24 protein-coding genes are annotated in these 25088 nt (G+C 69.0%); 7 read left to right on the plus strand and 17 right to left on the minus strand.

What is annotated here, in order from left to right; genetic code table 11:
• Nucleotides 1–224: 224 nt before the first annotated feature.
• The 8 genes from QY917_RS12880 to QY917_RS12915 all read right to left on the minus strand — a co-directional run bounded on the left by QY917_RS12880 (nucleotide 225) and on the right by QY917_RS12915 (nucleotide 10047).
• On the minus strand, nucleotides 225–1904 hold the full coding sequence (locus QY917_RS12880; protein WP_015914533.1) for a long-chain-fatty-acid--CoA ligase: 1680 nt from the start codon (nucleotides 1902–1904) through the stop codon (nucleotides 225–227).
• A 129-nt stretch (nucleotides 1905–2033) separates the two neighbouring features.
• Entirely contained in the window at nucleotides 2034–3458 is a 1425-nt protein-coding gene (locus tag QY917_RS12885) for an NAD(P)(+) transhydrogenase (Re/Si-specific) subunit beta (RefSeq protein ID WP_123675544.1), read from the minus strand.
• A gap of 11 nt (nucleotides 3459–3469) precedes the next feature.
• Nucleotides 3470–3799 (minus strand): NAD(P) transhydrogenase subunit alpha, encoded by a 330-nt coding sequence (locus QY917_RS12890; protein WP_123675543.1) that lies wholly within the window; start codon nucleotides 3797–3799, stop codon nucleotides 3470–3472.
• A 48-nt stretch (nucleotides 3800–3847) separates the two neighbouring features.
• Nucleotides 3848–4567, minus strand: coding sequence for a hypothetical protein (locus QY917_RS12895; protein WP_302077207.1), 720 nt, complete (start codon nucleotides 4565–4567; stop codon nucleotides 3848–3850).
• A 24-nt stretch (nucleotides 4568–4591) separates the two neighbouring features.
• Complete coding sequence (locus QY917_RS12900; protein WP_088888171.1) at nucleotides 4592–5707, minus strand: Re/Si-specific NAD(P)(+) transhydrogenase subunit alpha; 1116 nt, start codon at nucleotides 5705–5707, stop codon at nucleotides 4592–4594.
• A 211-nt stretch (nucleotides 5708–5918) separates the two neighbouring features.
• Complete coding sequence (fba, locus tag QY917_RS12905) at nucleotides 5919–6983, minus strand: class II fructose-bisphosphate aldolase (protein ID WP_123675542.1); 1065 nt, start codon at nucleotides 6981–6983, stop codon at nucleotides 5919–5921.
• Between the two features lie 153 nt (nucleotides 6984–7136).
• Nucleotides 7137–8573 carry a pyruvate kinase gene (pyk, locus tag QY917_RS12910; RefSeq protein ID WP_015914538.1) on the minus strand — a complete coding sequence of 479 codons (1437 nt, stop codon included), beginning with the start codon at nucleotides 8571–8573 and terminating at the stop codon, nucleotides 7137–7139.
• Nucleotides 8574–8655: 82 nt separating this feature from the next.
• Entirely contained in the window at nucleotides 8656–10047 is a 1392-nt protein-coding gene (locus QY917_RS12915; protein WP_123675541.1) for an aminopeptidase P N-terminal domain-containing protein, read from the minus strand.
• A 66-nt stretch (nucleotides 10048–10113) separates the two neighbouring features.
• Here QY917_RS12915 and QY917_RS12920 point away from each other — a divergent pair, with 66 nt between their 5' ends.
• A complete protein-coding gene (locus QY917_RS12920; protein ID WP_123675586.1) occupies nucleotides 10114–10953 on the plus strand; it encodes a hypothetical protein in 840 nt (279 codons plus the stop codon).
• A 23-nt stretch (nucleotides 10954–10976) separates the two neighbouring features.
• Here the strand turns inward: QY917_RS12920 and QY917_RS12925 are convergent, their stop codons facing one another.
• The gene (locus tag QY917_RS12925) at nucleotides 10977–11792 is read right to left on the minus strand and encodes a nucleotidyltransferase family protein (protein WP_123675540.1); all 816 of its coding nucleotides are present in this window, start codon (nucleotides 11790–11792) and stop codon (nucleotides 10977–10979) included.
• A gap of 163 nt (nucleotides 11793–11955) precedes the next feature.
• Here QY917_RS12925 and tkt point away from each other — a divergent pair, with 163 nt between their 5' ends.
• The 3 genes from tkt to QY917_RS12940 all read left to right on the plus strand — a co-directional run bounded on the left by tkt (nucleotide 11956) and on the right by QY917_RS12940 (nucleotide 15752).
• Nucleotides 11956–13992 carry a transketolase gene (tkt, locus tag QY917_RS12930; protein WP_123675539.1) on the plus strand — a complete coding sequence of 679 codons (2037 nt, stop codon included), beginning with the start codon at nucleotides 11956–11958 and terminating at the stop codon, nucleotides 13990–13992.
• A 53-nt stretch (nucleotides 13993–14045) separates the two neighbouring features.
• A complete protein-coding gene (gene gap, locus QY917_RS12935) occupies nucleotides 14046–15047 on the plus strand; it encodes a type I glyceraldehyde-3-phosphate dehydrogenase (protein ID WP_123675538.1) in 1002 nt (333 codons plus the stop codon).
• Between the two features lie 144 nt (nucleotides 15048–15191).
• Nucleotides 15192–15752 carry a DUF924 family protein gene (locus tag QY917_RS12940; RefSeq protein WP_047351172.1) on the plus strand — a complete coding sequence of 187 codons (561 nt, stop codon included), beginning with the start codon at nucleotides 15192–15194 and terminating at the stop codon, nucleotides 15750–15752.
• Between the two features lie 98 nt (nucleotides 15753–15850).
• Here the strand turns inward: QY917_RS12940 and QY917_RS12945 are convergent, their stop codons facing one another.
• A complete protein-coding gene (locus tag QY917_RS12945) occupies nucleotides 15851–16195 on the minus strand; it encodes an HPF/RaiA family ribosome-associated protein (RefSeq protein ID WP_015914545.1) in 345 nt (114 codons plus the stop codon).
• 208 nt (nucleotides 16196–16403) lie between these two features.
• On the opposite strand from QY917_RS12945, the gene QY917_RS12950 reads away from it, so the two are divergent.
• Nucleotides 16404–17285, plus strand: a complete 882-nt coding sequence (locus QY917_RS12950; protein ID WP_172209386.1) for a gamma-glutamyl-gamma-aminobutyrate hydrolase family protein — start codon at nucleotides 16404–16406, stop codon at nucleotides 17283–17285.
• Nucleotides 17286–17342: 57 nt separating this feature from the next.
• Here QY917_RS12950 and QY917_RS12955 read toward each other — a convergent pair whose 3' ends face one another.
• The 7 genes from QY917_RS12955 to QY917_RS12985 all read right to left on the minus strand — a co-directional run bounded on the left by QY917_RS12955 (nucleotide 17343) and on the right by QY917_RS12985 (nucleotide 22851).
• The gene (locus QY917_RS12955; protein ID WP_011807049.1) at nucleotides 17343–17816 is read right to left on the minus strand and encodes a peptidylprolyl isomerase; all 474 of its coding nucleotides are present in this window, start codon (nucleotides 17814–17816) and stop codon (nucleotides 17343–17345) included.
• Between the two features lie 108 nt (nucleotides 17817–17924).
• Nucleotides 17925–18968: a pirin family protein gene (locus QY917_RS12960; RefSeq protein WP_123675537.1), complete on the minus strand. Its 1044-nt coding sequence runs from the start codon at nucleotides 18966–18968 to the stop codon at nucleotides 17925–17927.
• Nucleotides 18969–19236: 268 nt separating this feature from the next.
• Entirely contained in the window at nucleotides 19237–19665 is a 429-nt protein-coding gene (locus tag QY917_RS12965; RefSeq protein ID WP_011807051.1) for a VOC family protein, read from the minus strand.
• A gap of 42 nt (nucleotides 19666–19707) precedes the next feature.
• Nucleotides 19708–20109: a hypothetical protein gene (locus QY917_RS12970; protein ID WP_103738492.1), complete on the minus strand. Its 402-nt coding sequence runs from the start codon at nucleotides 20107–20109 to the stop codon at nucleotides 19708–19710.
• A 179-nt stretch (nucleotides 20110–20288) separates the two neighbouring features.
• Nucleotides 20289–21293 carry an SDR family oxidoreductase gene (locus tag QY917_RS12975; protein WP_123675536.1) on the minus strand — a complete coding sequence of 335 codons (1005 nt, stop codon included), beginning with the start codon at nucleotides 21291–21293 and terminating at the stop codon, nucleotides 20289–20291.
• A gap of 171 nt (nucleotides 21294–21464) precedes the next feature.
• Nucleotides 21465–22025 (minus strand): hypothetical protein, encoded by a 561-nt coding sequence (locus tag QY917_RS12980; RefSeq protein WP_011807054.1) that lies wholly within the window; start codon nucleotides 22023–22025, stop codon nucleotides 21465–21467.
• A 64-nt stretch (nucleotides 22026–22089) separates the two neighbouring features.
• Nucleotides 22090–22851 carry a tRNA-uridine aminocarboxypropyltransferase gene (locus QY917_RS12985; RefSeq protein ID WP_088888163.1) on the minus strand — a complete coding sequence of 254 codons (762 nt, stop codon included), beginning with the start codon at nucleotides 22849–22851 and terminating at the stop codon, nucleotides 22090–22092.
• Nucleotides 22852–23070: 219 nt separating this feature from the next.
• On the opposite strand from QY917_RS12985, the gene QY917_RS12990 reads away from it, so the two are divergent.
• Together QY917_RS12990 and QY917_RS12995 are read left to right on the plus strand one after the other, a co-directional pair.
• Complete coding sequence (locus tag QY917_RS12990) at nucleotides 23071–23940, plus strand: IclR family transcriptional regulator (RefSeq protein ID WP_123675535.1); 870 nt, start codon at nucleotides 23071–23073, stop codon at nucleotides 23938–23940.
• Complete coding sequence (locus QY917_RS12995) at nucleotides 23937–25088, plus strand: thiolase family protein (protein ID WP_123675534.1); 1152 nt, start codon at nucleotides 23937–23939, stop codon at nucleotides 25086–25088. Before QY917_RS12990 ends, QY917_RS12995 begins: the two co-directional genes overlap by 4 nt.

A 25088-nucleotide genomic window follows, 5' to 3' on the forward strand; every position in this document is an offset into this window, starting at 1 on the left:
GCTGGTGGCCCGGCGAGCCTTTGCAACGCCGCAGAGGCCACTTTGGCGGGGCACCCCTGCGGGCAAGACAGCAAAAAGCCGCACTCGTCGTTGCGCACCTTGTCCAGGCCCCCAGAATGGCCTGCGGTGCGCGCCTAGATTGCGGCTTTTTGCTGCCTTGCGGGCTTCATGAAAAGATCGTGAACACGTTCTAAGAGCCCGCGCGGGGCCCTCGGGTTCTCGGCTTATTTCTTGTCGCGCAGCTCGCGGCGCAGGATCTTGCCCACGGGGGTCTTGGGCAGTTCGGTACGGAACTCGATCACCTTGGGCTGCTTGTAGCCCGTGAGGTTGGCGCGGCAGAAGTCCTTGACCTGCGCCTCGGTGAGCGCCGGGTCCTTCTTGACGATGACCAGCTTCACGGCCTCGCCCGTCTTCTCGTCGGGCACGCCCACCACCGCGCATTCCAGCACGCCGGGCATCAGCGCCACCACGTCCTCCACCTCGTTGGGGTAGACGTTGAAGCCGCTGACCAGCACCATGTCCTTCTTGCGGTCCACCACCTTGAAGTAGCCGCGCGCGTCCATCACGCCGATGTCGCCGGTCTTGAAGTAGCCATCCTCGGTCATGACCTTGGCGGTCTCGTCGGGGCGCTGCCAGTAGCCGGCCATGACCTGCGGGCCCTTGATGGCGATCTCGCCCGCCTGGCCGGTGGCGGAGATGTCGTGCCCCTCGTCGTCCAGGATGCGCATGGAGGTGCTGGGCAACGGCACGCCGATGGTGCCCGAGAACTCCGTGGCGGTGACCGGGTTGCAACTGGCCGACGGGCTGGTCTCCGACAGGCCGTAGCCTTCGCAGATCGGGCAGCCGGTCTTGTCCAGCCAGAGCTTGGCCACGGCCGCCTGCACAGCCATGCCGCCGCCCACGGAAACCTTGAGGTTCTTCCAGTTGACCGTGTTGAAGTCGGGATGGTTGGCCAGGCCGTTGAACAGCGTGTTCACCGCCGGGAAGCTGTGGAACGTGTGCTTGGACAGCTCCTTGAGCACGGCCGGCAGATCGCGTGGATTAGGAATGAGGATGGTTTTGCCGCCCGTGCGCATGGACAGCATCATGTTCACCGTGAACGCGAAGATGTGGTACAGCGGCAGCGCGCACACGGCCGTGGGCTGCTCGCTTTCGGGGATCTTGCTCGTCGCGGGCTTATTCCAGGCCTCGGACTGCAGCACATTGGCGATCACGTTGCGGTGCAGCAGCACGGCGCCCTTGCTCACGCCCGTGGTGCCGCCGGTGTACTGCAGCAGTGCGATGTCGTCGCTCTTCAAAGACGGCTTGTTCAACTGCAGGCCCGCGCCCTTGGCCAGCGCGTCGTTGAAGCGCACTGCGCCGGGAAGCTGGTAGGCCGGCACCAGCTTCTTGACGTTGCGCACCACGTAGTTGACCAGCAGGCCCTTGAGCAGGCCCAGCCGGTCGCCCATGGCGCACAGCACCACGTGCTGCACGGGGGTGTTGGCGATGCAGGCCTGCAGCGTGGCGGCGAAGTTCTCGATGATGACGATGGCCTTGGCACCCGAGTCCTTGAGCTGGTGCTCCAGTTCGCGCGGGGTGTACAGCGGGTTCACGTTGACCACCACGAAGCCCGCGCGCAGCACGGCCGCCACGGCAATCGGGTACTGCGGCACGTTGGGCATCATGAGCGCCACGCGGTCGCCGCGCACCAGGCCCAGGCTCTGCAGGTAGGCCGCGAACTGGCGACTCAGCGCGTCCGTCTCGCGGTAGCTGGTCTCCTTGCCCATGAAGCTGTAGGCCGTGCGGTCCGCATAGTCGCGGAAGGCCTGCTCCATCAGCTCCACCAGCGACGTGTACTGCGTCGGGTCGATGTCGGCAGGAACGCCCTGCGGGTAGGCGCCAAGCCATGGGCGGTCGGTCATAGATGTCTCTCCTGGAATCTTCTAGTTACGAATGACGGCAAAGTGCGGCGCATTGTGGATGGCCTGCAGCCTTCGCGCGTCTGGAATTACCCTAGCGTGCCGGCCCCGCCGGCATGCGCGGATGCGGCACTACTCCACGGCCTTGCCAATGTCTTCGACCACCTTCTTGGCGTCGCCGAAGACCATCATGGTCTTGTCCATGTAGAACAGTTCGTTGTCCAGGCCGGCGTAGCCCGCGGCCATGGAGCGCTTGTTGACGATCACGGTCTTGGCCTTGTAAGCCTCCAGGATCGGCATGCCGTAGATGGGACTGCCCTTGTGCAGCGCGGCGGGGTTCACCACATCGTTGGCGCCCAGCACGATGGCCACGTCCGCCTGGCCGAACTCGCCGTTGATGTCCTCCATCTCGAACACCTGGTCGTAGGGCACCTCGGCCTCGGCCAGCAGCACGTTCATATGGCCGGGCATGCGGCCCGCCACCGGATGGATGGCGTACTTGACGGTGATGCCCTTGTCGGTGAGCTTCTGCGCCAGCTCCTTCACCGCATGCTGCGCGCGCGCCACCGCGAGGCCGTAGCCGGGGACGATGACCACGGTCTCCGCCTGGCTCAGGATGAAGGCCGCATCGTCGGCGCTGCCGCTCTTGGCCGTGCGCTGTACGGCGCCGCCCGCAGCCGCAGCTGCCGCGTCGCCGCCGAAGCCGCCCAGGATCACGTTGAAGAACGAGCGGTTCATGGCCTTGCACATGATGTAGCTCAGGATCGCGCCCGAGCTGCCTACCAGCGAGCCCGCGATGATGAGCATGCTGTTGTTCAGCGAGAAGCCGATGCCCGCCGCTGCCCAGCCCGAGTAGCTGTTGAGCATGGACACCACCACGGGCATGTCGGCGCCGCCGATGGGAATGATGATGAGCACGCCCATCACGAAGGCGAGCGCCAGCATGGCGAAGAAGGCATCCCAGCGCTCGGTGAGCATGAACACCAGCCCCAGGCCGACGGTGGCCAGGCCCAGCACCAGGTTCAGCAGGTGCTGCCCCTTGAAGACCACCGGCGCGCCCTGGAACAGGCGGAACTTGTACTTGCCCGAGAGCTTGCCGAAGGCGATCACCGAGCCACTGAAGGTGATGGCGCCGATGGCCGCGCCCAGGAACAGCTCCAGCCGGTTGCCCAGCGGGATCGGCTGGCCATGCGCCACGATCTGGAAGGCCCAGGGCTCGGCCACGGCCGCCACGGCGATGAACACCGCCGCCAGGCCGATCATGCTGTGCATGAAGGCCACCAGCTCGGGCATCTTGGTCATCTCCACGCGCTGTGCCATCACCGAGCCCGCGCCGCCGCCCACCACCAGGCCGGCCAGCACGTAGGTCATGCCCACGCCCTTGTCGCTGGCCAGCTCCACGATGAGCGCCGCCGTGGTCAGCACGGCGATCGCCATGCCCGCCATGCCGAACAGGTTGCCGCGGATCGATGTGGTGGGGTGCGACAGGCCTTTGAGCGCCTGGATGAAACAGACGCTGGCGACCAGGTACAGCAGCGTGACAAGGTTCATGCTCATGCCAACGCTCCTTATTTCGTAGCTGCTTTCGCTTGTTCGGCGGGCGTCTTGCGCTCTTTCTTCTTGAACATCTCCAGCATGCGCCGGGTGACCAGGAAGCCGCCGAACACGTTCACCGCCGCCAGCGCCACGGCCAGCACACCCATGGTCTTGCCCAGTGGCGTTTCGGTGAGCGCGGCGGCCAGCATGGCCCCGACGATGACGATGGCCGAGATGGCATTGGTCACCGCCATCAAGGGCGTGTGCAGCGCCGGGGTGACGTTCCAGACCACGTGGTAGCCCACGTAGATGGCCAGCACGAAGATGATCAGGTTGATCAGCGTGGGCGAAACCGACTCCATCTCGACGCTCCTTCGGAAAGGGGACCTTTACACGGCCCCAATTGACAGCTATTCGGGCAAGGCCTGGGGAAACGGGGGCACGACGAAACGGCCGTCCAGCATGGTGATGCTCTGGCGGGCCGCTTGGGCGAGTTGCTCCATCCACGCCTGCGCGGGACGGCCTGCACGCAGGAACTCCTCGTTGTTGCGCACGGTAGGCCGCAGCAACCGCCGATCGGCCAGCACATCCACGGACACATAGCCACCTTCGGGGGTGGAGTAGCGGTACGAGACGTGGGAATACGGGTTGGCGGGCACGGCCTGCTGCTGCGTCAGCCACTGGGCAAGCGCCGGACGCGCGCTGGCCAGGTAGCCGTCGGTGCCCGCGCTGCGCTTGTAGCGCAGGCAGTCGATGCGCACCGGACTGCCGCGCGCCGCGTCTTCCACCTGCACGCCCTTTTGCGGCAGGCAGGCCGCGGTCCACAGCGTGGTGTCGCGCGGGTGGTTGCTGGCATTGGTCTGCACCACCAGAACCGCCAGCGGTTCCTTGGCCCGGCCGCGCAGGGCCACTGCGCGGGTCTGCATGGGCAGATCGTGCGCGGTGTCATCGGGGCGGACGTCAAACTGTTCGGCGTCGCCGCCCAAAGGCTGCCAGGTGCCCGCAGGCAACTGCAGTTCGGCACGGCCCACCCGTACGAGGTCCGGCTGCGCTGGCGCGCATGCAACGAGCGACAGCAGGGCCGCGATGGCGGGGACAAAGGGGTTCCAACGAAGACGCAAGAAAGTCACTCCAAGGTTGCGGGCAGAACAGGGTCACGCACGCGTGACGGCCCCCTCATGCGCCACCAAGCAGGCCACCACGATGTCGTCATCGCGGTTGAGATGCAGGGCGCCTTCGGGGTTGATGATGAGTTTGAGAAAGTCGAGCACGTTGCGCGCATACAGCGCGGAGGCATCAGCCGCCACGAGCGCGGGCAGGTTGGTCTCGCCGACCAGGGTCACGCCGTGGTGCACGACGGTCTGACCCGGCTGGGTCAGCGGGCAGTTGCCTCCCTGCGCGGCCGCCAGGTCCACGATGACCGAGCCGGGTTTCATGGACTCCACCATCTCCTGCGTGACCAGCACCGGCGCGGCGCGGCCGGGGATCAGCGCCGTGGTGATGACCACGTCGGCCTGCGCGACACGCTTGGCAACCTCGGCCTTCTGGCGGTCCAGCCAGCTTTGCGGCATGGGGCGGGCGTAACCGCCCACGCCCTCGGCAGCTTCTTTCTCCTCGGCGGTTTCGTAGGGCACGTCGATGAACTTCGCGCCCAGCGACTCCACCTGCTCCTTGACGCTGGGGCGCACATCGCTGGCCTCGATCACCGCGCCCAGGCGCTTGGCCGTGGCAATCGCCTGCAGGCCCGCCACGCCCACGCCCAGGATGACCACGCGAGCCGCCTTCACGGTGCCCGCCGCAGTCATGAGCATGGGAAAGAAGCGCTGGTAGCGATCAGCGGCCATCACCACGGCCTTGTAGCCGGCGATGTTGGCCTGCGAAGAGAGTACGTCCATGCTCTGCGCGCGTGTGGTGCGCGGCGCAGCTTCCAGTGCATAGGCGGTGACGCCGGCAGCGGCCAGGCGGTGCAGACCTGCGGCGTCGAACGGATTCAGCATGCCGACCAAGGTACTGCCCGGGCGCAGCAGGCCGGCTTCGGACTCTTGCGGCGCGCGCACCTTGAGCACCAGGTCGCAGCCCCAGGCGCCGGCCGCGTCGGTGATCTCGGCTCCCACGGCGGCAAAGCCGGCATCGGTGACGCTGGCGCAGACGCCGGCGCCTGACTGCACCCGCACCGTGTGGCCTTGGGCCACGAGTTTCTTGACGGTTTCTGGCGTGGCGGCCACCCGCGTCTCGCCTGCCAAGGTTTCGGCGGGCACACCTATCAGCATGTCATCTCCTCCTGCACGCGAGCGCCCTACGGCGTTGGTCCACGCAGCATTGCGTATTTCTACTTACCGCGAGCTTACATGAAGAATTTCACACCTTCGACGCACGCGCGACATGGCACGGAGCGAGGCCAAAGAAAAAGCCCGGCGGCCATGGGGCGCCGGGCTTGGGAAAGCGTGGGCGGCAGACGGCTCCGCCACGCGCCTCATTGCGTCAGTTCACGACCTGCTGCAGCGCGCCGCTGGCGTATTTGGCAGCCATTTCGCCGAGGGGATAGCCCTTCACCTTCGCGCCCTGGCCCTCGCAGCCAAACTCCAGGTAACGTTGCTTGCAGATGGCCTTGGCGGCTTCGCGCGCGGGCTTCATCCACTCGCGCATGTCGAACTTGTCCGGGTTCTCGGCCTGGAACTTGCGCACCGCCCCGGTCATGGCCAAGCGGATATCGGTGTCGATGTTGATCTTGCGCACGCCGTGCTTGATGGCTTCCTGGATCTCGGCCACAGGCACGCCGTAGGTTTCCTTCATCTTGCCGCCAAACTGGTTGATGAGGGCCAGCAGATCCTGCGGCACGCTGGACGAGCCATGCATCACCAGGTGGGTGTTGGGAATGCGCGCGTGGATTTCCTTGACGCGCTGGATCGACAGCACATCGCCCGTGGGCGGGCGGGAGAACTTGTAGGCCCCATGGCTGGTACCGATGGCGATCGCCAGGGCGTCCAGTTGCGTGGCCTTGACGAACTGCGCAGCCTCCTCGGGGTCCGTGAGCAGCTGGGCGTGGCTGAGCTTGCCAGCCGCGCCGACGCCGTCTTCCTCACCCGCCTCGCCGGTCTCCAGGCTGCCCAGGCAGCCCAGTTCGCCTTCGACGGTAGCGCCGATCTTGTGCGCCATGGCCACCACTTCCTGGGTGACGCGCACGTTGTAGTCGAAGTCTGCGGGGGTCTTGCCGTCTTCGCGCAGCGAGCCGTCCATCATCACCGAGCCGAAGCCCAGCTCCAGCGCGCCCTTGCAGATGGCGGGGCTGGTGCCGTGGTCCTGGTGCATGACCAGGGGGATGTGCGGATACGCCTCGGCAGCGGCGGCGATCAGGTGCTTGATAAAGCTCTCGCCGGCGTACTTGCGGGCGCCGGCGCTGGCTTGCAGGATCACCGGCGCGCCCACCTCGTCGGCAGCGGCCATCACGGCCTGCACCTGCTCCAGGTTGTTGACGTTGAAGGCGGGAATGCCATAGCCGTGGTCGGCGGCATGGTCGAGCAGTTCGCGCATCGAGACGAGAGGCATGGGGTGGATCCGTTCGAGGGTTGATGGATGAGCGGCGGTAACCGCTTGGTAACCCGTAATTTTAGCCGCCCTACCGCTTCCTGGACCCATGCCCCCAATACCCCCCATCGCCCCGTCTGCGTTCACGGGGTGAAAGGATGCGCTACCGCGCTTTCATCGTGCGCGGCAGATCTTGAGCATGTTCGTGCCGCCGGGTGCACCCATGGGCTCGCCGCAGGTGATCACGTACAGGTCGCCCTGCTGCACGATGTTGCGCATCTTCAGGTGGCTCTCGGCCTGGTCCAGTGCAGTGTCGCGGTCGGCGCTGGTGTCCATGAGCAACGGGCGCACGTTGCGGAACATGGCCATGCGCCGCTGCGTGGCCACCTTCGGCGTCAATGCATAGATGGGAATGTGGATGCGGTGGCGGCTCATCCACAGTGCCGTGGAGCCGCTGTCGGTCATCGCCACGATGGCCTTGGCACCCAGGTGGTGCGCCGTGAACAGCGCGCCCATGGCGATGGACTGGTCGATGCGGCCCAGGGTCTGGCCGATGAAGTCGGAGTCGCGCTCCAGGTCTTCGGCCGCTTCCGCGGCGGCGCAGATGGTGGCCATCTCCCGCACCGTGTCCAGCGGGTACTTGCCGGCCGCCGTCTCGGCGCTGAGCATCACGGCGTCGGTGCCGTCCAGCACGGCGTTGGCCACGTCGCTCACTTCGGCGCGCGTGGGCACGGGGTTGGCGATCATGCTCTCCATCATCTGGGTCGCGGTGATCACCACCTTGTCCATGTCGCGCGCCATGCGGATCATCTTTTTCTGCAGCGCGGGCACCGCGGCGTTGCCCACCTCCACGGCCAGGTCGCCGCGCGCCACCATGATGCCGTCGGACACGCGCAGGATCTCCTCCAGCAGCGGCACGGCCTCTGCACGCTCGATCTTCGCAATCAGGCCGGGCTTGTGGCGGAACTCGGCCGCGGCCACGTTGCACAACTGGCGCGCCATCTCCATGTCGGTGGCGTTCTTGGGGAAGCTCACGGCCACATAGTCGGCCTGGAAGCTCATGGCGGTCTTGATGTCCTCCATGTCCTTGGCCGTGAGGGCGGGCGCCGTGAGGCCTCCCCCCTGCTTGTTGATGCCCTTGTTGTTGGACAGCTCGCCGCCGATCTTCACGGTGGTGTACACGGCCTCGCCGCGCACGGCATCCACCTGCAGCACGATGAGGCCGTCGTTCAGCAGCAGCACGTCGCCGGGCTTCACGTCACGGGGAAGTTCCTTGTAGTCCAGGCCCACGCCCTGCAGGTCGCCGGGCTCGCTGCGCGACGCGTCCAGCACGAAAGGCAGGCCCGGCTCCAGCATCACCCGCCCTTCGGCAAACTTGCCCACGCGAATCTTCGGCCCCTGCAGGTCGGCCATGATGGCGACCTCGCGCCCGGCGCGCTGGGCGGCCTCGCGCACCATGGCGGCGCGCTCCACATGGTCCTGCGCCTTGCCGTGGCTGAAGTTCAGGCGCACCACGTTCACGCCCGCCGCGATCATCTGCTCCAGCAGTTGCGGGTCGCTGGAGGCGGGGCCCAGGGTGGCAACGATCTTGGTGGCGCGGCGGATCTGCATGGGGTGTCTCTTTTCCGTGGATGTAATCGAGTTTCGATTTTTGCACAAAATCAGTTACATCGCGGTTCCTGAAAACACCCGCTCAGCCGCGCATCAGCGCCTCGATCTCGTCGCCCTCCACGGGCACCCCGCGGGTGATCAGTTCGCAGCCGGTCTCGGTGACGATGGCGTCGTCCTCGATGCGGATGCCGATGTGGTGGAAGGCCTCGGGCACGCCCGGCGCCGGGCGCACGTACAAGCCGGGCTCGATGGTCAGCACCATGCCTGGGCGCAGGATGCGGCTGGGGCGGTTCTGGATCAACTCGCCCGACAGCGGGTCGCGCCGCTCGCTCACCTGGCCCACTTCTGAGGGCTCGACGTAGCTGCCGCAGTCATGCACATCCATGCCCAGCCAGTGGCCGGTGCGGTGCATGTAGAACTGGAAGTACGCACGGCTCGCGATCACGTCCTGCACGCTGCCGACCTTGTTGGCGTCCAGCAGGCCCAAGTCCAGCATGCCCTGCGCCAGCACGGCCACCGTGGCGTCGTGCGGGTCGTTGAAGCGGTTGCCCGCACGCGTGGCGGCGATGGCCGCCTTCTGGCTCTCCAGCACCAGGTCGTACAGCGCGCGCTGCGGGCCGGTGAAACGGCCATCGGCCGGAAAGGTGCGCGTGATGTCCGAGGCGTAGCCGTCCAGTTCGCAGCCCGCGTCGATCAGCACCAGCTCGCCCGCGCGCACCGGCGCGGCATCGGCGCGGTAGTGCAGCACGCAGGCGTTGGCCCCCGCAGCCACGATGGAGCCATACGCCGGGCACTGCGAGCCCTCTTCGCGGAAAGCGTGCAGCAGCTCCGCATCCAGGTGGTATTCGCGCACGTCCTGGCCGGCGCGCAGCATGCGGGCGCTTCTTTGCATGGCGCGCACATGGGCGCGGGCGCTGATGGCGGCGGCGCGGCGCATCAGGTCCTGCTCATGCGCGTCCTTGATCAGGCGCATCTCGTCGAGCAGCGTGCACAGGTCGCCTTGCTGCGCGGGGCACAGCGCGCCGTACCGCACGCGTGCGCGCACCTGGTTCAGCCAGCCTTCCACACGCGCAGCCAGCCCTGGGTGGGTGGCGAAGGGGAACCAGACGCTGTCGCGGTTTTCCAGCAGGCGCGGCAGGCGCGCGTCGATATCGGCCACCGAGTGCGCGGCGTCCACGCCCAGGGTGGCCAGGGCCGCCTCGGGCCCCAGGCGGTAGCCATCCCAGATCTCGCGTTCCAGGTCCTTGGGCTGGCAAAACAGCGTGCTGTGGCCTTCCGCGGTCAGCACCAGCCACGCGCCCGGCTCGGCAAAGCCCGTGAGGTAGTAGAAGTAGCTGTCGTGGCGGTAGAGAAACTCGCTGTCGCGGTTGCGCTGCTGCAGCGGGGCGGTGGGCACGATGGCGATGCCGCCCGCGCCCAACTGGGCGGCAAGGCGGGCGCGACGCTGCGCGTAGAGGGAGCTGGGCGTGGTCATGCTGCCATTGTGGGCCCAACGGCCGGCGCGCGCGGCGGCACCCAGGCGCCGTGGCAGACTCGCCGCATGTCCTTCCTGCTGACCACCCTCATCCCCCTGCTGGGCCTGGTGCTGACCGTGGCCCTGCTTTCCTACGCGTTCTATGCGCGGTATATCGATGTTCCCAACAAGCCGCGGCTGGACCGGCGCGTGCTGGTCGCCCTGTGCGCCCTGGCCGTGGTGTGCGATGCCTGGCTGGGCCTGCGCCTGTACCTGTCGGGACGCGCGCAGCAGACGCGCCAGGACAGCGCCGTGCATCGCACCCACCGCGAACGCTTCGTGCTGCCGCACGACGTGCAGTACGGCGAACTGGTGATTCCCGCGGGCAGCCTGATCAACCGGTTGGATCCCTTCGACAACGGCGCGCCGGTGCAGCCCGTGTCCCTGCGCGGCCTGGAGGCGGTGCGCTTTTCGCAGCCCGTGCTCGTGGCTGGCGTATGGGCCCAGGCGATGCAGGTGCTGCCGATGCGCGTAGAACTGGCCCAGGACCAGCGTATTGGCCCGCTGTACCGCTACAACACCGACACCAAGGAATGGGAGCTGAACAAGGTGGTACCCGCGCTGCTGTGCCGCCAGGGCCAAATCGCCCTGTTCCAGGTGCCGCACATCCCCTACGACGTGCAGGCCGAGGTGGGCAAGCCCGCACCCGACGGGCCGCAGGCCCGCTTCCTGCCCAGCCAGTGGCAGTTCCGCAACTGCGAGAACGGCCCGGCCATCGATGTGCAGCCCGCCCATCCCGCATCGGCCGCCGCGCTGGCGCCCGCGCCCGAGTTGCTGCCTCCGCCGCCGCCCGCCGAGCCGGCATCAGACCCCTCCGATCCCGCGTCGGGCGCCGCCTCGGCCCCCGCATCCGCGCCAGGCGCCTGAACGGCTGGGCGACGGACGCTGCCTCAGCCGGCGTTCAGCTCGGCCAGCCGCTCGGGCGTACCCACATCGGTCCAGCGCCCGGTATGGAGCGTCGCCGTCACCCGCCCCGCATCCATGGCGCGGCGCAGCAGCGGCGCCAGCGGCGCGGCCACGCCCTCGGGGTTGCCGGGTGCGATGTCGCACCAGGGCGCGGTGAACAGCTCGGCGCGCAGCAGGGCGATGGTGCTGTAGGTGTAGCGCGGCCGCGGGTCCTGCGCCGGCAGATTCAGCGCCAACCCCTCGGGCGACAGGCCGAAGTCGCCGCGCGGGTGGTGCGGCGGGTTGGGCACGAGCCACAGATGGGCCAGGGCATCGCCGGCCACGAACCGCTGCACGGCCTGCGCCTCGAAGGTGAAGTCGGGCGCGAACACATCGCCCGCCGCCAGCCAGAACACCGGCCCCAGCTGCGGCAGCGCGCGTGCGATACCGCCGGCCGTCTCCAGCGCGCGACCGAAATCCCGGCCTTCATGGGAGTATGAAATTGATAGCTGCTCGCGCTTTTCCCGCTTGCCTTCGACGGCAAAAACATCTGAAAACCGGTGGTCAATCTGCTCGCCCAGCCACGCGGTGTTGATCACGGCGCGCTCGACACCCGCTTCGACCAACGCACGCAGGTGCCACTCCAGCAGCGGCCGCCCGCGCACTTCGAGCAATGGTTTGGGACAGGCGTCGGTCAGCGGTCGCATGCGCTCGCCGCGGCCGGCGGCGAGCAGCAGGGCCGGCACTTGCGCCCAGCCGTGCGCCGGGCCGGGGGCTGTCGGGAGGGAGGAATCTGCGAAGCAGGAAGGCACCGTGGGCATGGCTGCGCACTGTAGTGCATGCGCCGCGCGCAACCGTGCAACAGGCCAGCCAGCCGCCCCGCCACCCAGCCCATCAGCCCCCGCGCCGCCCAGGCTGCGGGGCCCCCGGTAAAATCCCGGGTTTCTTCACAAGAACACCGCCCCCTCTGCGGAGCCACCCCTCATGGCCAACTCTCAACAAATGGCGAATGCGATCCGCGCACTCGCAATGGATGCCGTTCAACAAGCCAACTCCGGCCACCCCGGCGCCCCCATGGGCATGGCCGACATGGCCGTGGCGTTGTGGGGCCGGCACCTAAAGCACAACCCCACCAACCCCCAGTGGATGGACCGCGACCGTTTCGTGCTGTCCAACGGCCACGCGTCGATGCTGCTGTACTCGCTGCTGCACCTCACGGGCTATGACCTGCCCCTGCAGGAGCTGAAGAACTTCCGCCAGCTGCACAGCAAGACCGCCGGCCACCCCGAGCACGGCATCACCCCCGGCGTGGAGACCACCACCGGCCCGCTGGGCCAGGGCGTGACCAACGCCGTGGGCTTTGCGCTGGCCGAGAAGCTGCTGGCCGCAGAGTTCAACCGCGAAGGCCACGCCGTGGTGGACCACCACACCTACGTGTTCCTGGGCGACGGCTGCCTGATGGAAGGCATCAGCCATGAGGCCGTGGCTCTCGCCGGCGCGTGGAAGCTCAACAAGCTCATCGCGCTGTACGACGACAACGGCATCAGCATCGACGGCCAGGTGGCGCCCTGGTTCATCGACAACACCCCGCAGCGCTTCATGGCCTGCGGCTGGAACGTGATCGACGCCGTGGACGGGCATGACGTGGAAGCTGTGGCCGCCGCCATCGGCCAGGCCAAGGCCAGCGCCGACAAGCCCACGCTGATCGTCTGCAAGACCGCCATCGGCAAGGGCAGCCCCAACCGCGCCAACACGGCCAAGGCCCATGGCGAGCCCCTGGGCGCCGAGGAAATCAACCTCACGCGCGCTGCCTTGGGCTGGTCGCACGAACCCTTCGCGATCCCCGAGTCGGTGTACGCCGACTGGGATGCCAAGGCCGCCGGCCAGGCCGCCGAAGCCGAGTGGACGCTGCGCTTTGCCGCCTACGAGGCCGCCTACCCCGAGCTGGCATTCGAGCTGTCCCGCCGCATGGCCGGCGACCTGCCCAAGCACTTCGCCCAGGTGGCGGTAGACACCGTGGTGGCCGCGCACACCAAGGCCGAGACCGTGGCCAGCCGCAAGGCCAGCCAGATCGCGCTGGAAGCCTTCACCGCCGCACTGCCCGAACTGCTGGGCGGCAGCGCCGACCTGACCGGCTCCAACCTCACCAACACCAAGAGCACGCCCGCGCTGCGCATCGAGCCCAACGGCGCCGTGGCCAAGACCGAGGCCGGCCAGGTGGGCCGCCACATCAACTACGGCGTGCGCGAGTTCGGCATGGCGGCCATCATGAACGGCCTGGCGCTGCACGGCGGTTTCATCCCCTACGGCGGCACCTTCCTCACATTCAGCGACTACAGCCGCAACGCCATCCGCATGGCCGCGCTGATGAAGCAGCGCGTAGTGCACGTGTTCACGCACGACTCCATCGGCCTGGGCGAGGACGGCCCCACGCACCAGTCGATCGAGCACGCCGCCAGCCTGCGCCTGATCCCCGGCCTGGACGTGTGGCGCCCCGCCGACACGGCCGAGACCGCCGTGGCCTGGAGCGTGGCCCTGTCCAACCGCGACAAGCCCACCGCGCTGCTGCTGTCCCGCCAGAACCTGCCCTACGCGCCCAAGAGCGACCTGGGCGACATCTCGCGCGGCGCCTACATCCTCTCCGAGCCCGCCGCCGTGGGTCTGAAGAAGAAGGCCCAGGCCGTGATCATCGCCACCGGCTCCGAGGTGCAGCTGGCCCTGGCCGCGCAGCAACTGCTGGCCGCCAAGAAGATCGCCGTGCGCGTGGTCTCCATGCCCAGCACCACCACCTTCGATCGCGAGGACACCAAGTACAAGCGACTGGTGCTGCCCGCCGGCACGCCGCGCATCGCCGTCGAGATGGGCGTGTCCGACTTCTGGTGGAAGTACGGCTGCGCCGCGGTGGTCGGCATCGACACCTATGGCGAGTCGGCCCCGGCCGGCGTGCTGTTCAAGCACTTCGGCTTCACGGCCGAGAACGTCGCCGACACGGTGCTGGCCGCGCTGCAGCGCGCGCGCTGATCCCTCCCGGTTCTCGTTTTTTTGCAATCCATCCATCCCTAGAGGCTCACACCATGACGATCAAGATTGGCATCAACGGCTTCGGCCGCATCGGCCGCAACGTACTGCGCTCGGCCGTGCAGAACTTCTCCGACATCGAAGTCGTTGGCATCAACGACCTGCTGGAGCCCGAGTACCTCGCGTACATGCTGCGCTATGACAGCGTGCATGGCCGCTTCAAGGGCGAGGTCTCGGTCGAGGGCAACACGCTGATCGTCAACGGCAAGAAGATCCGCCTGACGCAGGAGCGCGACCCCGCCAACCTGAAGTGGAACGAAGTCGGCGCCGACATCGTGATCGAGTCCACCGGCCTGTTCCTGGACAAGGCCAGCGCCGAGAAGCACATCGCTGCCGGCGCCAAGAAGGTGCTGATGTCGGCCCCGTCCAAGGACGACACGCCCATGTTCGTGTTCGGCGTGAACCACGCCACCTACGCCGGCCAGGCCATCATCTCCAACGCGTCCTGCACCACCAACTGCCTGGCCCCCGTGGCCAAGGTGCTGCATGACAAGTGGGGCATCAAGCGCGGCCTGATGACCACCGTGCACGCCGCCACCGCCACGCAAAAGACCGTGGACGGCCCGAGCAACAAGGACTGGCGCGGCGGCCGCGGCATTCTGGAAAACATCATCCCCAGCTCCACCGGCGCCGCCAAGGCCGTGGGCGTGGTGATCCCGTCGCTGAACAAGAAGCTGACCGGCATGTCCTTCCGCGTGCCCACCTCCGACGTGTCGGTGGTGGACCTGACGGTGGAGCTGGAGAAGGAAGCCAGCTACGACGAGATCAAGGCCGAGATGAAGGCCCAGTCGCAGGGCGCGCTGAAGGGCGTGCTGGCCTATACCGAGGACAAGGTGGTGGCCACCGACTTCGTGGGCGAGACCCACACCTCGGTGTTCGACGCCGACGCCGGCATCGCCCTGGACAAGACCTTCGTGAAGGTCGTGGCCTGGTACGACAACGAGTGGGGCTACTCCAACAAGTGCCTGGAGATGGTGCGCGTGATGGCCGGCAAGTAAGCCGCAGCCTCCGCCGCTCACAGAGAACGCGCCTTCGGGCGCGTTTTTTATGTCAAATATGCCTCCGGCGCTTACCCATCAAGCGCAGGTAGCTATTTATTCAATAGCAAAGCACGTCCACGGCCGGCACCCCATACTTGCGGCATGACCACCTCTCCCGCCCTCCCCACCGCCGCCGACGTGCTGCGCTTCTGGTTCGACGAGGCCACGCCGCAGCAATGGTTCGCCAAGGACGCCGCGTTCGACGCCGCCATCCGCACCCGCTTCGCTGCGTTGCACGCGCAGGCCGCGCAGGGGGAGTTGTGGCACTGGCGCGGTGATGCCCAGGGCCGCCTGGCGGAAATCCTGGTGCTCGACCAGTTTTCGCGCAACCTGCACCGCGACACCCCCGCCGCCTTCGCGCAGGACGGCATGGCCCTGGTGCTGGCGCAGGAGGCCTTGGCACAGGGTCTGGACGCGCGGCTGGAGCCCGCGCAGCGCGCCTTCCTGTACATGCCCTACATGCACAGCGAGTCGCCGCGCGTGCAGGAAGAATCGGTGCGCCTGTTCACCGCGCTGGGCAACCCGGGCAGCCTGCACTTCGCACATGCGCACCGGGACATCATTGCGCGCTTTGGCCGCTATCCGCACCGCAACGCCGCACTGGGCCGCGCCAGCACGGCCGAGGAGCTCGCCTTCCTGCAGCAGCCGGGCAGCAGCTTCTGAAAGGCAAAAGGCCGCAGGAGCCAACGCTCCTGCGGCCTTTTGCGCATTGCAGCGCCCTACTGTCAGGCGCTGGCAGCTATTGCATCAATAGCGCCCGCTCACTCCGCCGTGCGGATGGTGTCGCGGCCGTTGCGGTCCTTGGCGCGCTCGATGTCGTCGCCCAGCGCGCGCACCAGCTTCTCCACGGCCGCCGTGAAAGCATCGGCCACCTTGGCCGCCTCGGCACGCGCAGCCACAGGCTGGCGGCCAGCGGGGCGCACCTCGATCACGCAGCGCTTGTCGGCCGCGCCGGACTTGCCGCCGTCCACGTCGGACAGGAACACCTCCACGCGCGTCACGTGCTCGCGAAAGCGCGCCAGCTTGGCGGTGGCTTCTTCCTGCACCCAGCGGGCCAGCGATTCGCCGCCCTGGATGTGGTCGTCGGTATGCACCTGGATCTGCATGTTTTCTCCTTCGTGAAGTGGATGGGTCGATGGGGCGGACGGTAGCGCCCCTCGTCTTCATCATGCCCCAGTAGGCGCCTGCATGCTTGATTCGTATCAAGCAAAACGCACAGCCGCGCTCTGCGGCTCGTTCCTACAGCGTGCGGGCAAGCGCGGTGTTACAACTGAGTCGATGACTGTCCTGCCGCCCTGGCTACAGCCCGACCGCATGCCGTCGGTAACGCCCTCCCAGCCGCGCCTGAAGATCGGCCTGTCCGCGTGCTTTTCGCATGCGGACCCGGGCCGGCCACTGTTCACCAACAAGACCCTGCAGTACGTGGAGCAGTCCATCGCGCACTGGATCATGTCGGCCGGTGCGCTGGTGGTGATGGTGCCCTGCCCCACGGGCGAGACCGCGCGCGGAGACGTCACGCTCAAGCACTACGCCGAGTGGCTCGACGGCGTGGTGATGCACGGCGGGGCGGACGTCTGGCCCGGCAGCTACGGCGAGGTGCCGCTCAAGGACGCATGGCTGGGCGACCGCGTGCGCGACCTGTACGACCTGGCGGTGGTGGAGGCCTTCGAGCAGGCCGGCAAGCCCATCTTCGGCGTGTGCCGCGGGCTGCAGCTCATCAACGTGGCTTTTGGCGGCACGCTGTACCAGGACATCGAGACCCAGCACCCTGGCGCGCTGCAGCACCGCAACCCGAGCACCTACGACCAGCACTTCCACGAGGTGGACATCGTGCCCGGCACGCGGCTGGCGCGGCTGTACCCGGAGCAGCCGCGCGTCACCGTGAACAGCATCCACCACCAGGGCATCAAGAACCTGGCGCCCGGCTTCGACATCGAGGCCTGGAGCTACCCCGACGGCGTGCCCGAGGCGATACGCCGCAACCCGAGCCACGGGCGCGGCTACATCGCGGCGACGCAGTGGCACCCGGAGTTCCGCGCCAGCGCGGCCGTCACGCTAGACGACTCGCCGCTGCTGCACGACTTCCTGGCCGCCTGCAGCCGGGCGCGCGTGCTGCCCCGGCCCGGCCACAGCCCGCTGCAGATCCGCGACCGCGCGGAGCGCCTGCTGCGCCGCGCGCTGCTGCGCAGGCGTTAGCCAAAATGGCCGCTGGCGCTTGATAGGCAAGCGTTGACAGCTATCAATAAAGCAGCATCAATGGTGATGCCCATGCCCGCCATGCACATGGCGGTGGGCGATCTCCTCGGCCGTGGCGGCGCGCACCTCGGTCACCTTGCAGGCAAAACGCAGCGCCTTGCCGGCCAGCGGGTGGTTGCCGTCCAGGTGCACCACGGGGCCCTTGATCTTGACCACGTGGAACATCTGCGGCTGGCCGTCGGCGCCGGGCCCCTGCAACTGGCCGCCCACCTTCACGCCGGGGGGGAACTCGCTCTTGGGGATGGTGCGCACCAGGCTCTCGTCGCGCGCGCCGAATGCGTCCTCCACCGCCAGGTCCAGCGTGACGGCATGGCCCGGGGCCTGGCCTTCCAGCGCGGCCTCGACCTTGGGGAAGATGTTCTCGTAGCCGCCGTGCAGGTAGGCCACATTGCCGGCATCAAGGGGCTTGCCCGTGGCGGGATCGGTGACGCGGTAGCTGAGCGTGACGGCGGTGTCTTGGGTGATGTTCATGGCTTGGTTTCCGTGGAGGGCGGCGGCGCGGGCAGGCGCCGCAAGGCCGCCATTGTCCCGCACACGCCAAGGCCGTGCGGGCGGCCGGGCCGGCCGCCGTGCAGGCATTCAGGCCTGCGGCACCTCGTCCTGCGCGCTGCCCGGGTGGCGCGCAAAGCGCCGGGGGGCGCTGCCGTGCACCGGGTCGCTCGCGTCCCAGGGCCAGCCGCCGAACTGCGTGCGGCGAAAGTCCTGCATGGCCTGCATGATTTCCTGCTGGGTGTTCATCACAAACGGGCCGTACTGCACCACCGGCTCGCCGATGGGACGGCCCTGCAACAGCAGGCATTCCACGGTGTCGCCGCCGGTGTTGACCAGCTCCAGCGCCCGATCGGCCGCCACCTCCAGCGCCGCGTGGCCGCCCTGGGGCTCGCCGGCGATCGAGAGCCCTTCGCCCACGAACCAGTACAGCATGCGGCGCGTGCCCTGTCCGCGGGCCGCCGGCAGCGTCCAATGCGCGCCGGGCTCCATGCGCAGCGTCCAGATGGCGACGTCGGCGTCCGCCTGCGCGGCCCAGGACTCGGGGGGCGGCGGCAGCGGCGCACCGGCGCCGTCCAGCGCGCCGGCGACCACGGTGACCGTGGTGCGCAGGCCGGCCGCGTCGGCATGCTCCAGGCGCGGGATGCGTTCGTTCCACAGCATGGTGAAGTGCGGCCGCACCATCTTGTGGCGCGCGGGCAGGTTCAGCCAGATCTGGAACAGCTCCAGCGGGTTGGGCGCGTCGGTGTTCAGCAGCGGGAACATCTCCGAATGCATGATGCCCGCGCCGGCGGTGACCCACTGCACGTCGCCGCCACCGAAGCGCGCGGCCGCGCCCAGCGAGTCGGCATGGTCGATCAGGCCCTTGCGCACCAGCGTGACGGTCTCGAAGCCCCGGTGCGGGTGGCCGGGAAAGCCGGGCACGTGCTCTCCGTGGTACATCGAAAAGCCGTCCTTGCGGCTGAAGTCGCTGCCCATCTGGCGCCCCTCCAGCGCCACCGCCTGCACGCCCATGGCGCGGTTGCCGGCGGGATAGGCGTCGTCATGGTGGGCGCAGAACAGGAACGGATCAAGCGTGGGCCACAGCGGCCCCAGGGGCTGGGATTGCAGGACGGGACTGGCGCGGGTGTTCATGGGGCTCCTTTCCAAGGCCGGCGCGGCGACACGGCGCAGGCACTGTGCATCATGTGGGGACGGAAGGCCATTTGCCCAGCGGGCGCCGGCGCGACACTGCGGCCCATGCGTGGAACGATGGCAGCCCAATCTTCGAGCAAAAACCGTCGCAAAGGCAGTCGGGGTGAGCGCTGGCAGCTACTTTTTCATGAGCAACCTGGCGCCCTGTACGCGGGCCCGCAGCTCCCTCGGCGACGGCCGGCCGGCCCGCGGCACCTGCCCCGCGCCTTCAGCCCGGCGCGGAGTCCGCCAGCACCATCCACGACACGCCGAAACGGTCGTTGACCATGCCGAACGCGGGCGAAAAGAAGGTCTTGGCCATCGGCGCCACCACCGTGCCGCCGTCGGCCAGCGCGTCGAACCTGCTGCGCGCCTCCACCTCGCTGGCCACCGAGAGCGTGAGCGAGATGCCGTTGAACACCGGGTGGCCGCCCGCCATGCCGTCCGAGGCCATGAGGGTCGTCTCCCCCACGCGCAGCTCCGCATGCATGACCTTGTCGCCGGGCACGGCGGCTGACGCGGAGCATTCGCCCGCGGGCGGCTCGGGGCTGTCCCGAAAGCGCATCAGCAACTGCGTCTGCGCGCCCAGCGCCTGGGCGTAGAACGCCAGCGCCTCTTCGCAGCGGCCATCGAACATCAGATAGGGTTGGACTTGCATCGCGTTCTCCGCACAAAGGGCCGTGGGGTTGAAAGGCACCGCCTACGCCGCAGCGCCGATGGCGGGCCGGGCCTGTCCGCGCGGGTCCAGCGCCACCTGGATCTGCGGCGCCCCGCGCACGTCGGGGCGGGCGCGGTCGCCCAGGTCCTGCAGCGCGGTGAACTGCCCGTCTAGGTACAGGAAGGTGATGCTGGCGGCGATGTGGGCCAGCGCCTGCCGCGCATCGTCAAAGCCTTCGGCCTCCACGCGCCCGTCGCCATCCAGCTGGTAGGCCCAGCCCTGCGCCTGCGGTGCGAGGGCGCCCAGGTCGATGAGCTTGTCGCGCACATTGCTGGCGTACACGCGCCCGCCCGACGCGTACAGCGTGAAGGTGTGGGCGGGGTGGCTTTCGGCCGGCGGCGGCGCGGCGTCGGTGGCGTCGGTGTGGGAGGGGCGAGAGGTCATGGCGGCGTCCTGGCGGTGGCAGGTGGGATGCCGCGCCACACATGGTGCGGCCCCGGCAGCGCCATCGTAGGCAGCCGGCCGCGCGCGGGCTGTAGGAAAACGCCGGGCGCTGCTGCTTTGCATAAAAAAGGACTACAGCGCCCGCCCATCAAGCGCTTACAGCTATGCAAATAGGAGCATCAACGCCGTCCGCGTCCCCACCACCAGCCCACCGCCAGGCCGACCACACCGAGCACCGCCACCACCGTGGCCGATCCCGCCATGCGCTGGCGGTGGCCGCCGTCGATGGAGGTCTGGTGCGAGGGGGCAAACAGATTGCCTTGGGTGAGCGGCGCGGGCGCTGCCCGGCGCAGCCCCAGGTCGCTGAACCAGCGCATGGCGCGCGCCGTGCCCTGCGGCGCCAGCGCATGCGCCACACGCCCGGGCATCGCGCCCAGGCCCAGCCAGGTGACGGCGCGCGGCTGGGCCGCATCGGCCAGGTCCACGATGGCCTGGGCCACCGCGCGCGGGTCCACCATGGGCAGCGGCGGGCGGATGCGCCGGCCCGTGTAGTTGGCGCCGTGCGACAGGCCCGGCGAATCGACGAACGTGGGCGCCACGTCGCACACATGCACCTGGGGCAGGTCGACCACCTCGGCGCGCAGGCTTTCGGACAGGCCGCGCAGGCCGAACTTGCTGGCCGTGTAGGCGGCCGCGTAGGGCGCAGGCACCCAGCCGCCCAGCGAGATCAGGTTCACCAGCAGGCCGTGGCCCTGCGCGCGAAAGCGCGTGAGCGCCGCGTGCGCGCCGTGCACGTGGCCCAGCAGGTTGGACTCGATCACGCGGCGGTGCGCGGCCAGTGGCACATCGTCAAAGCGCCCCACAGCTCCCACGCCCACGCCGTTGATCCACACATCGATGCGCCCGAAGTGGCGCACCGCCTTGTCGGCCAGGGCCTGCACCGCGTCGGCGCCGGTCACGTCGGTGGGAATGCCCAGCGCCTGCCCACCCTCGGCGCGGCATGCCAGCGCCACAGGGGCCAGCGTGTCAGGGTTGCGCGCGGCCAGCACCAGGCGCGCGCCGCGGCGCGCAAACGCCAGCGCCGTGGCGTGGCCGATGCCGCTGGAGGCGCCGGTGATCACCACCACCGGATTGGGCGAGGACGCAAAGACGCTGGACGGACTGGCGGGCAAAGCTGTGGTCATGGTGCGGCGGGCCGCGCAGACGCTGCGCGGCGCAACGAAGGGCAAAACCCTATTTGTAACCGCGCTGGCGGCGCAACGGCGTAGGACAGCCGCCCTCGCGCTGCGCATTTGCATCCAAACAGCCCGCAGCGCTTGCGTATCCAGCGCGAAGCGCTATGAGTAGCGCAGCATTCACGACAGCGGCTTGGTGCCGAAGCGCACCAGCAGCCCGCGCGGGGTGACGGTGATGCTCTCGGGTTGCAGGCCCATGCCGTCGGCCAGCGCCAGGTCTTTGTCGCGCAGCTGGTGAAGCACCACCTCGCGCAGCGACTGGTCGGCCAACTGCTGGCCGTAGCGCTGCAGCATGCCGGCGGCAGAGGGCTGCACACCGTCCAGGCGCAGCGCGTTCACATGCAGGTCGTGCGCGCGGATGGTGCGGTCGGTGGGTTCGTAGCGCAGGCCGAAGTCCACATCGAACGCGCCCGTGTATCGCCGCGCCTGCAGCAGCGCGCCGCTGGCCGCCACGTCCAGCACGGCGTTGAGGCGGTTGCGCTCGGGCAGCAGCGTGAGTTGCGGCGTCTGCAACTGCAGGTCCAGCAGCCCGCCCAGCGGGTAGCTGCGCGGGAAACGCTCGGCCAGCGCCTGCTGCAGCTGCTGGGTGCTGATGGTGTAGCTGGGCTGCGCGCTGGCACAGCCGGCGGCCAGTGCCAGGGCGGCGGTCAGTGCGTGCGAGAGGGCGAGTCGGCGGTGCATGGCGTTGTCAGCGAAAGACTTGGCATTGTGCGCAGCGCCGCGGCCCGCGGTGCAACCAACTGCGTCAACCGGTGTGCTGCGCGCCGGCCAGCGCGCGCAGTTGCTGGTGCGCAGCGCTGTCCAGGTCCACGGGGCGCTGGTGCTTGGCCAGCAGGTAGCGCTCGCTGAACACGTCCAGCCAGGCCAGCAGCAACGCGGCAGCGTGCGTGTCGCCCGCCTGCGCCAGGCACAGCGCCGCCACCTCGGCGGTGCAGAAATGGTCGCTGCGCTTGGAGCGGCGCAGGCGGTAGCGCGAGGCCTCGTCGCTGTGCAGGCTCAGCACCGGGAAGCGGTCCAGATAGGGGCTTTTGCGGAACATCTTGCGCGCCTCGGGCCAGGTGGCGTCCAGCAGCACGAACAGCGGGCGCGGGCCCTGCGGCGCAGCGGCGGGCGCAGCCGCGTCGGCCTGTGGCGCCACGGCCTGCACCACGCGCGCGGCCTGCGCGAACTCACCCGGGAACACCACGTACGGCTGCCACTGCGGGTCGGCCAGCAGCGCCAGCAAGGCGGGATCGACCTCGGTGCGCGCCCAGCCAAACGCGTGGGTGTCGGGCACCAGGTCGGCGATCAGCCAGCCCGTGTTGCTGGGCTTGAGCGGCTCGGTGTCCGCCATCAGCAGGCACATACCCGCGCGCACCGCGGGCTGCGGGCGCAGCGCGCACTGGCAGTGGCTCAGCGGCAGGCGGCAGCCCTCGCAACGCTCGCGGCGCGAGCCGCCGCGCGCCAGGAACGGCTTGGCGCTGCGGGCCAGGCGCGCGGCGCGCAGCAGGGAAACGGCATGGGGCATGGAAGGGCGGCGTGCGCCGCAACGGGCGCGCACAAGGGTCGGCAAGCCGGCGATTGTGGGGCATGCGCGCGGCGCGGCCGCCGCTTTCATCAGGGTAAGCCCTCGCATCGCGGCGCAACTGTTTTAGCCATTGAAATTTAAAACACGGTCTTTGACCAACCACCGCACCCACACCTAAATTTCATGACAAATCACGTTTCATCCAAAGAAACACACGCCATGCCCCCCACCCCCTCCAGCGCACGCCCCAAGGCCGTGGTGAACCACCTGCCCGGTGGCAGCACGTCCACCGTGGAGCGCGCCATGCGCGTGCTGCGGGTGATGTCCGAGGGCGGCAACTCGCGCCTGACCGACATTGCCGCCGCGGCCGAACTGGACAAGGCCACCACACTGCGCCTGCTGGAGGTGATGGTGCGCGACGGCTTCGTCGCGCGCGATGCGCAGAGCAAGCAGTTCTCGCTGGGGCCCGAACTCATGGTGCTGGGCGCGGCCGCGCTGCGGCGCTTTGACCCGCGGCCGCTGGCGCGCCCCAGCCTGCTGCGGCTGGTGGGCCAGTTCGAGGACAGCGTGGTGCTGTCCATCCCCAGCGGCGTGGAGTCGCTGTGCATCGACGTGGAGGAAGGCACCTACCCCATCCGCGCCAACTACCTGCGCGTGGGCAGCCGCCGCCCGCTGGGCGCCGGGGCCGGCAGCCTGGCGCTGCTGGCCTGGATGCCCGAGGCCGAGCGCGAGGCGGCGCTGGAGATCCTCGCCAACCAGATGAGCCGCTACCCGCGCATCACGCCCGCGCTGCTGCGCGAGCGCATCGCCGACGCGCGCGAACGCGGCCACGTGGTGCTGCTGGACGTGGTAGTCGAGCGCATGGGCGGCATCGCCGTGCCCGTACTCGACCCCGAGGGCCGCCCCGTGGCGGCCCTGAGCATTGCCGCGCTGAACGACCGCATCCTCGCGCGGGAAGCCGCCATGGCCCAGGCGCTGATGCGCGAATCCACCGTATGCCAGGTGCGCTGGTCCGAGGCCGTGCGCACCAGCCGCCGCCAGGCCGGCGCAGCCTCCCCCTCAAGAACCCTCCCGGAGACCCTGCGATGACCCCACCCTCCCCCGCCTACCTGCGCGGCGCGGGCAGCACACCCTTTGGCCGCCACGAAGGGCGCGGCGCGCTCGACCTGATGGCCGGCGCCGCGCACCAGGCGCTGGCCAGCGCCGGCCTGGCACGCGCCGACATCGACGGCGTGCTGTGCGGCTACGCCACCACGCTGCCGCACCTGATGCTGTCTACGCTGTTCTGCGAGCGCTTCGCACTGGCGCCGCACTACGCGCACAGCATGCAGCTGGGCGGGGCCACGGGCGCGGCCATGCTGATGGCCGCGCGCGAGCTGGTGCGCTCGGGCCGCTGCCGCAACGTGCTGGTGGTGGCGGGGGAGAACCGCCTCACGGGTCAGTCGCGCGACAGCTCCATCCAGACCCTGGCCCAGGTGGGCGACGCCGACTACGAGGTGCCCAACGGCGCCAGCGTGCCCGCGTACTACGCGCTGATGGCCTCGGAATACATGCACCGCACGGGCGTCACCAGCGCCGACCTGGCCGAGTTCGCCGTGCTCATGCGCGCCAACGCCGCGCGCCACCCCGAGGCGCACCTGCGCACGCCCATCACCCATGCCGAGGTGCTGGCCGCCAAGCCCATCGCCGCGCCGCTGTCGCTGCTGGACTGCTGCCCCATTTCCGACGGCGCCATGGCGTTCGTCGTCTCGGCCGAGCCCGGCCCGCACGCCCCGGTGCGCCTGGCGGGCGCGGGCCAGGCACACCGCCACCAGCACCTCACCGCCATGGCCGACGTGATGCGGTGCGGCGCATCCGATGCCGCCGCCCAAGCCTTTGCCGAGGCCGGCCTGAGCCCTGCGGACATCGACTACCTGGGCATCTACGACTCGTTCACGATCACGCTGGTGATGCTGCTCGAAGAGATCGGCTTCGCGCCGCGCGCCGGCGCTGCCGCACGGGCCCGCGCGGGCGACTTCGCGCCCACGGGCGCGCTGCCGCTGAACACGCACGGCGGCCTGCTGTCGTTCGGCCACTGCGGCGTGGCCGGCGGCATGGCCCACACCGTGGAGGCGTGGCGGCAGATGACGGGCCAGGCGGGCGAGCGGCAGATCCGCACCCCGCAGCGCGCCTTCATCCATGCCGACGGGGGCGTGATGTCGTCCCACGTGAGCCTCATTCTTTCAACGGAGGGCTGA

The sequence above is a fragment of the Diaphorobacter sp. C33 genome (assembly GCF_030503915.1).
In the GTDB taxonomy this organism is placed as follows: domain Bacteria; phylum Pseudomonadota; class Gammaproteobacteria; order Burkholderiales; family Burkholderiaceae_C; genus Diaphorobacter; species Diaphorobacter nitroreducens.

Coding starts and splice junctions, on each gene's coding strand:
- QY917_RS12970 (WP_103738492.1), bottom strand. CDS start 20,109: ATGACCTCTCGCCCCTCCCACACCGACGCCACCGACGCCGCGCCGCCG.
- QY917_RS12955 (WP_011807049.1), bottom strand. CDS start 17,816: ATGAACATCACCCAAGACACCGCCGTCACGCTCAGCTACCGCGTCACC.
- QY917_RS12990 (WP_123675535.1), top strand. CDS start 23,071: ATGCCCCCCACCCCCTCCAGCGCACGCCCCAAGGCCGTGGTGAACCAC.
- QY917_RS12915 (WP_123675541.1), bottom strand. CDS start 10,047: ATGACCACGCCCAGCTCCCTCTACGCGCAGCGTCGCGCCCGCCTTGCC.
- QY917_RS12920 (WP_123675586.1), top strand. CDS start 10,114: ATGTCCTTCCTGCTGACCACCCTCATCCCCCTGCTGGGCCTGGTGCTG.
- QY917_RS12885 (WP_123675544.1), bottom strand. CDS start 3,458: ATGAGCATGAACCTTGTCACGCTGCTGTACCTGGTCGCCAGCGTCTGT.
- QY917_RS12900 (WP_088888171.1), bottom strand. CDS start 5,707: ATGCTGATAGGTGTGCCCGCCGAAACCTTGGCAGGCGAGACGCGGGTG.
- fba (WP_123675542.1), bottom strand. CDS start 6,983: ATGCCTCTCGTCTCGATGCGCGAACTGCTCGACCATGCCGCCGACCAC.
- pyk (WP_015914538.1), bottom strand. CDS start 8,573: ATGCAGATCCGCCGCGCCACCAAGATCGTTGCCACCCTGGGCCCCGCC.
- QY917_RS12975 (WP_123675536.1), bottom strand. CDS start 21,293: ATGACCACAGCTTTGCCCGCCAGTCCGTCCAGCGTCTTTGCGTCCTCG.
- QY917_RS12960 (WP_123675537.1), bottom strand. CDS start 18,968: ATGAACACCCGCGCCAGTCCCGTCCTGCAATCCCAGCCCCTGGGGCCG.
- QY917_RS12980 (WP_011807054.1), bottom strand. CDS start 22,025: ATGCACCGCCGACTCGCCCTCTCGCACGCACTGACCGCCGCCCTGGCA.
- QY917_RS12965 (WP_011807051.1), bottom strand. CDS start 19,665: ATGCAAGTCCAACCCTATCTGATGTTCGATGGCCGCTGCGAAGAGGCG.
- QY917_RS12945 (WP_015914545.1), bottom strand. CDS start 16,195: ATGCAGATCCAGGTGCATACCGACGACCACATCCAGGGCGGCGAATCG.
- gap (WP_123675538.1), top strand. CDS start 14,046: ATGACGATCAAGATTGGCATCAACGGCTTCGGCCGCATCGGCCGCAAC.
- QY917_RS12890 (WP_123675543.1), bottom strand. CDS start 3,799: ATGGAGTCGGTTTCGCCCACGCTGATCAACCTGATCATCTTCGTGCTG.
- QY917_RS12995 (WP_123675534.1), top strand. CDS start 23,937: ATGACCCCACCCTCCCCCGCCTACCTGCGCGGCGCGGGCAGCACACCC.
- QY917_RS12985 (WP_088888163.1), bottom strand. CDS start 22,851: ATGCCCCATGCCGTTTCCCTGCTGCGCGCCGCGCGCCTGGCCCGCAGC.
- QY917_RS12880 (WP_015914533.1), bottom strand. CDS start 1,904: ATGACCGACCGCCCATGGCTTGGCGCCTACCCGCAGGGCGTTCCTGCC.
- tkt (WP_123675539.1), top strand. CDS start 11,956: ATGGCCAACTCTCAACAAATGGCGAATGCGATCCGCGCACTCGCAATG.
- QY917_RS12940 (WP_047351172.1), top strand. CDS start 15,192: ATGACCACCTCTCCCGCCCTCCCCACCGCCGCCGACGTGCTGCGCTTC.
- QY917_RS12925 (WP_123675540.1), bottom strand. CDS start 11,792: ATGCCCACGGTGCCTTCCTGCTTCGCAGATTCCTCCCTCCCGACAGCC.
- QY917_RS12950 (WP_172209386.1), top strand. CDS start 16,404: ATGCCGTCGGTAACGCCCTCCCAGCCGCGCCTGAAGATCGGCCTGTCC.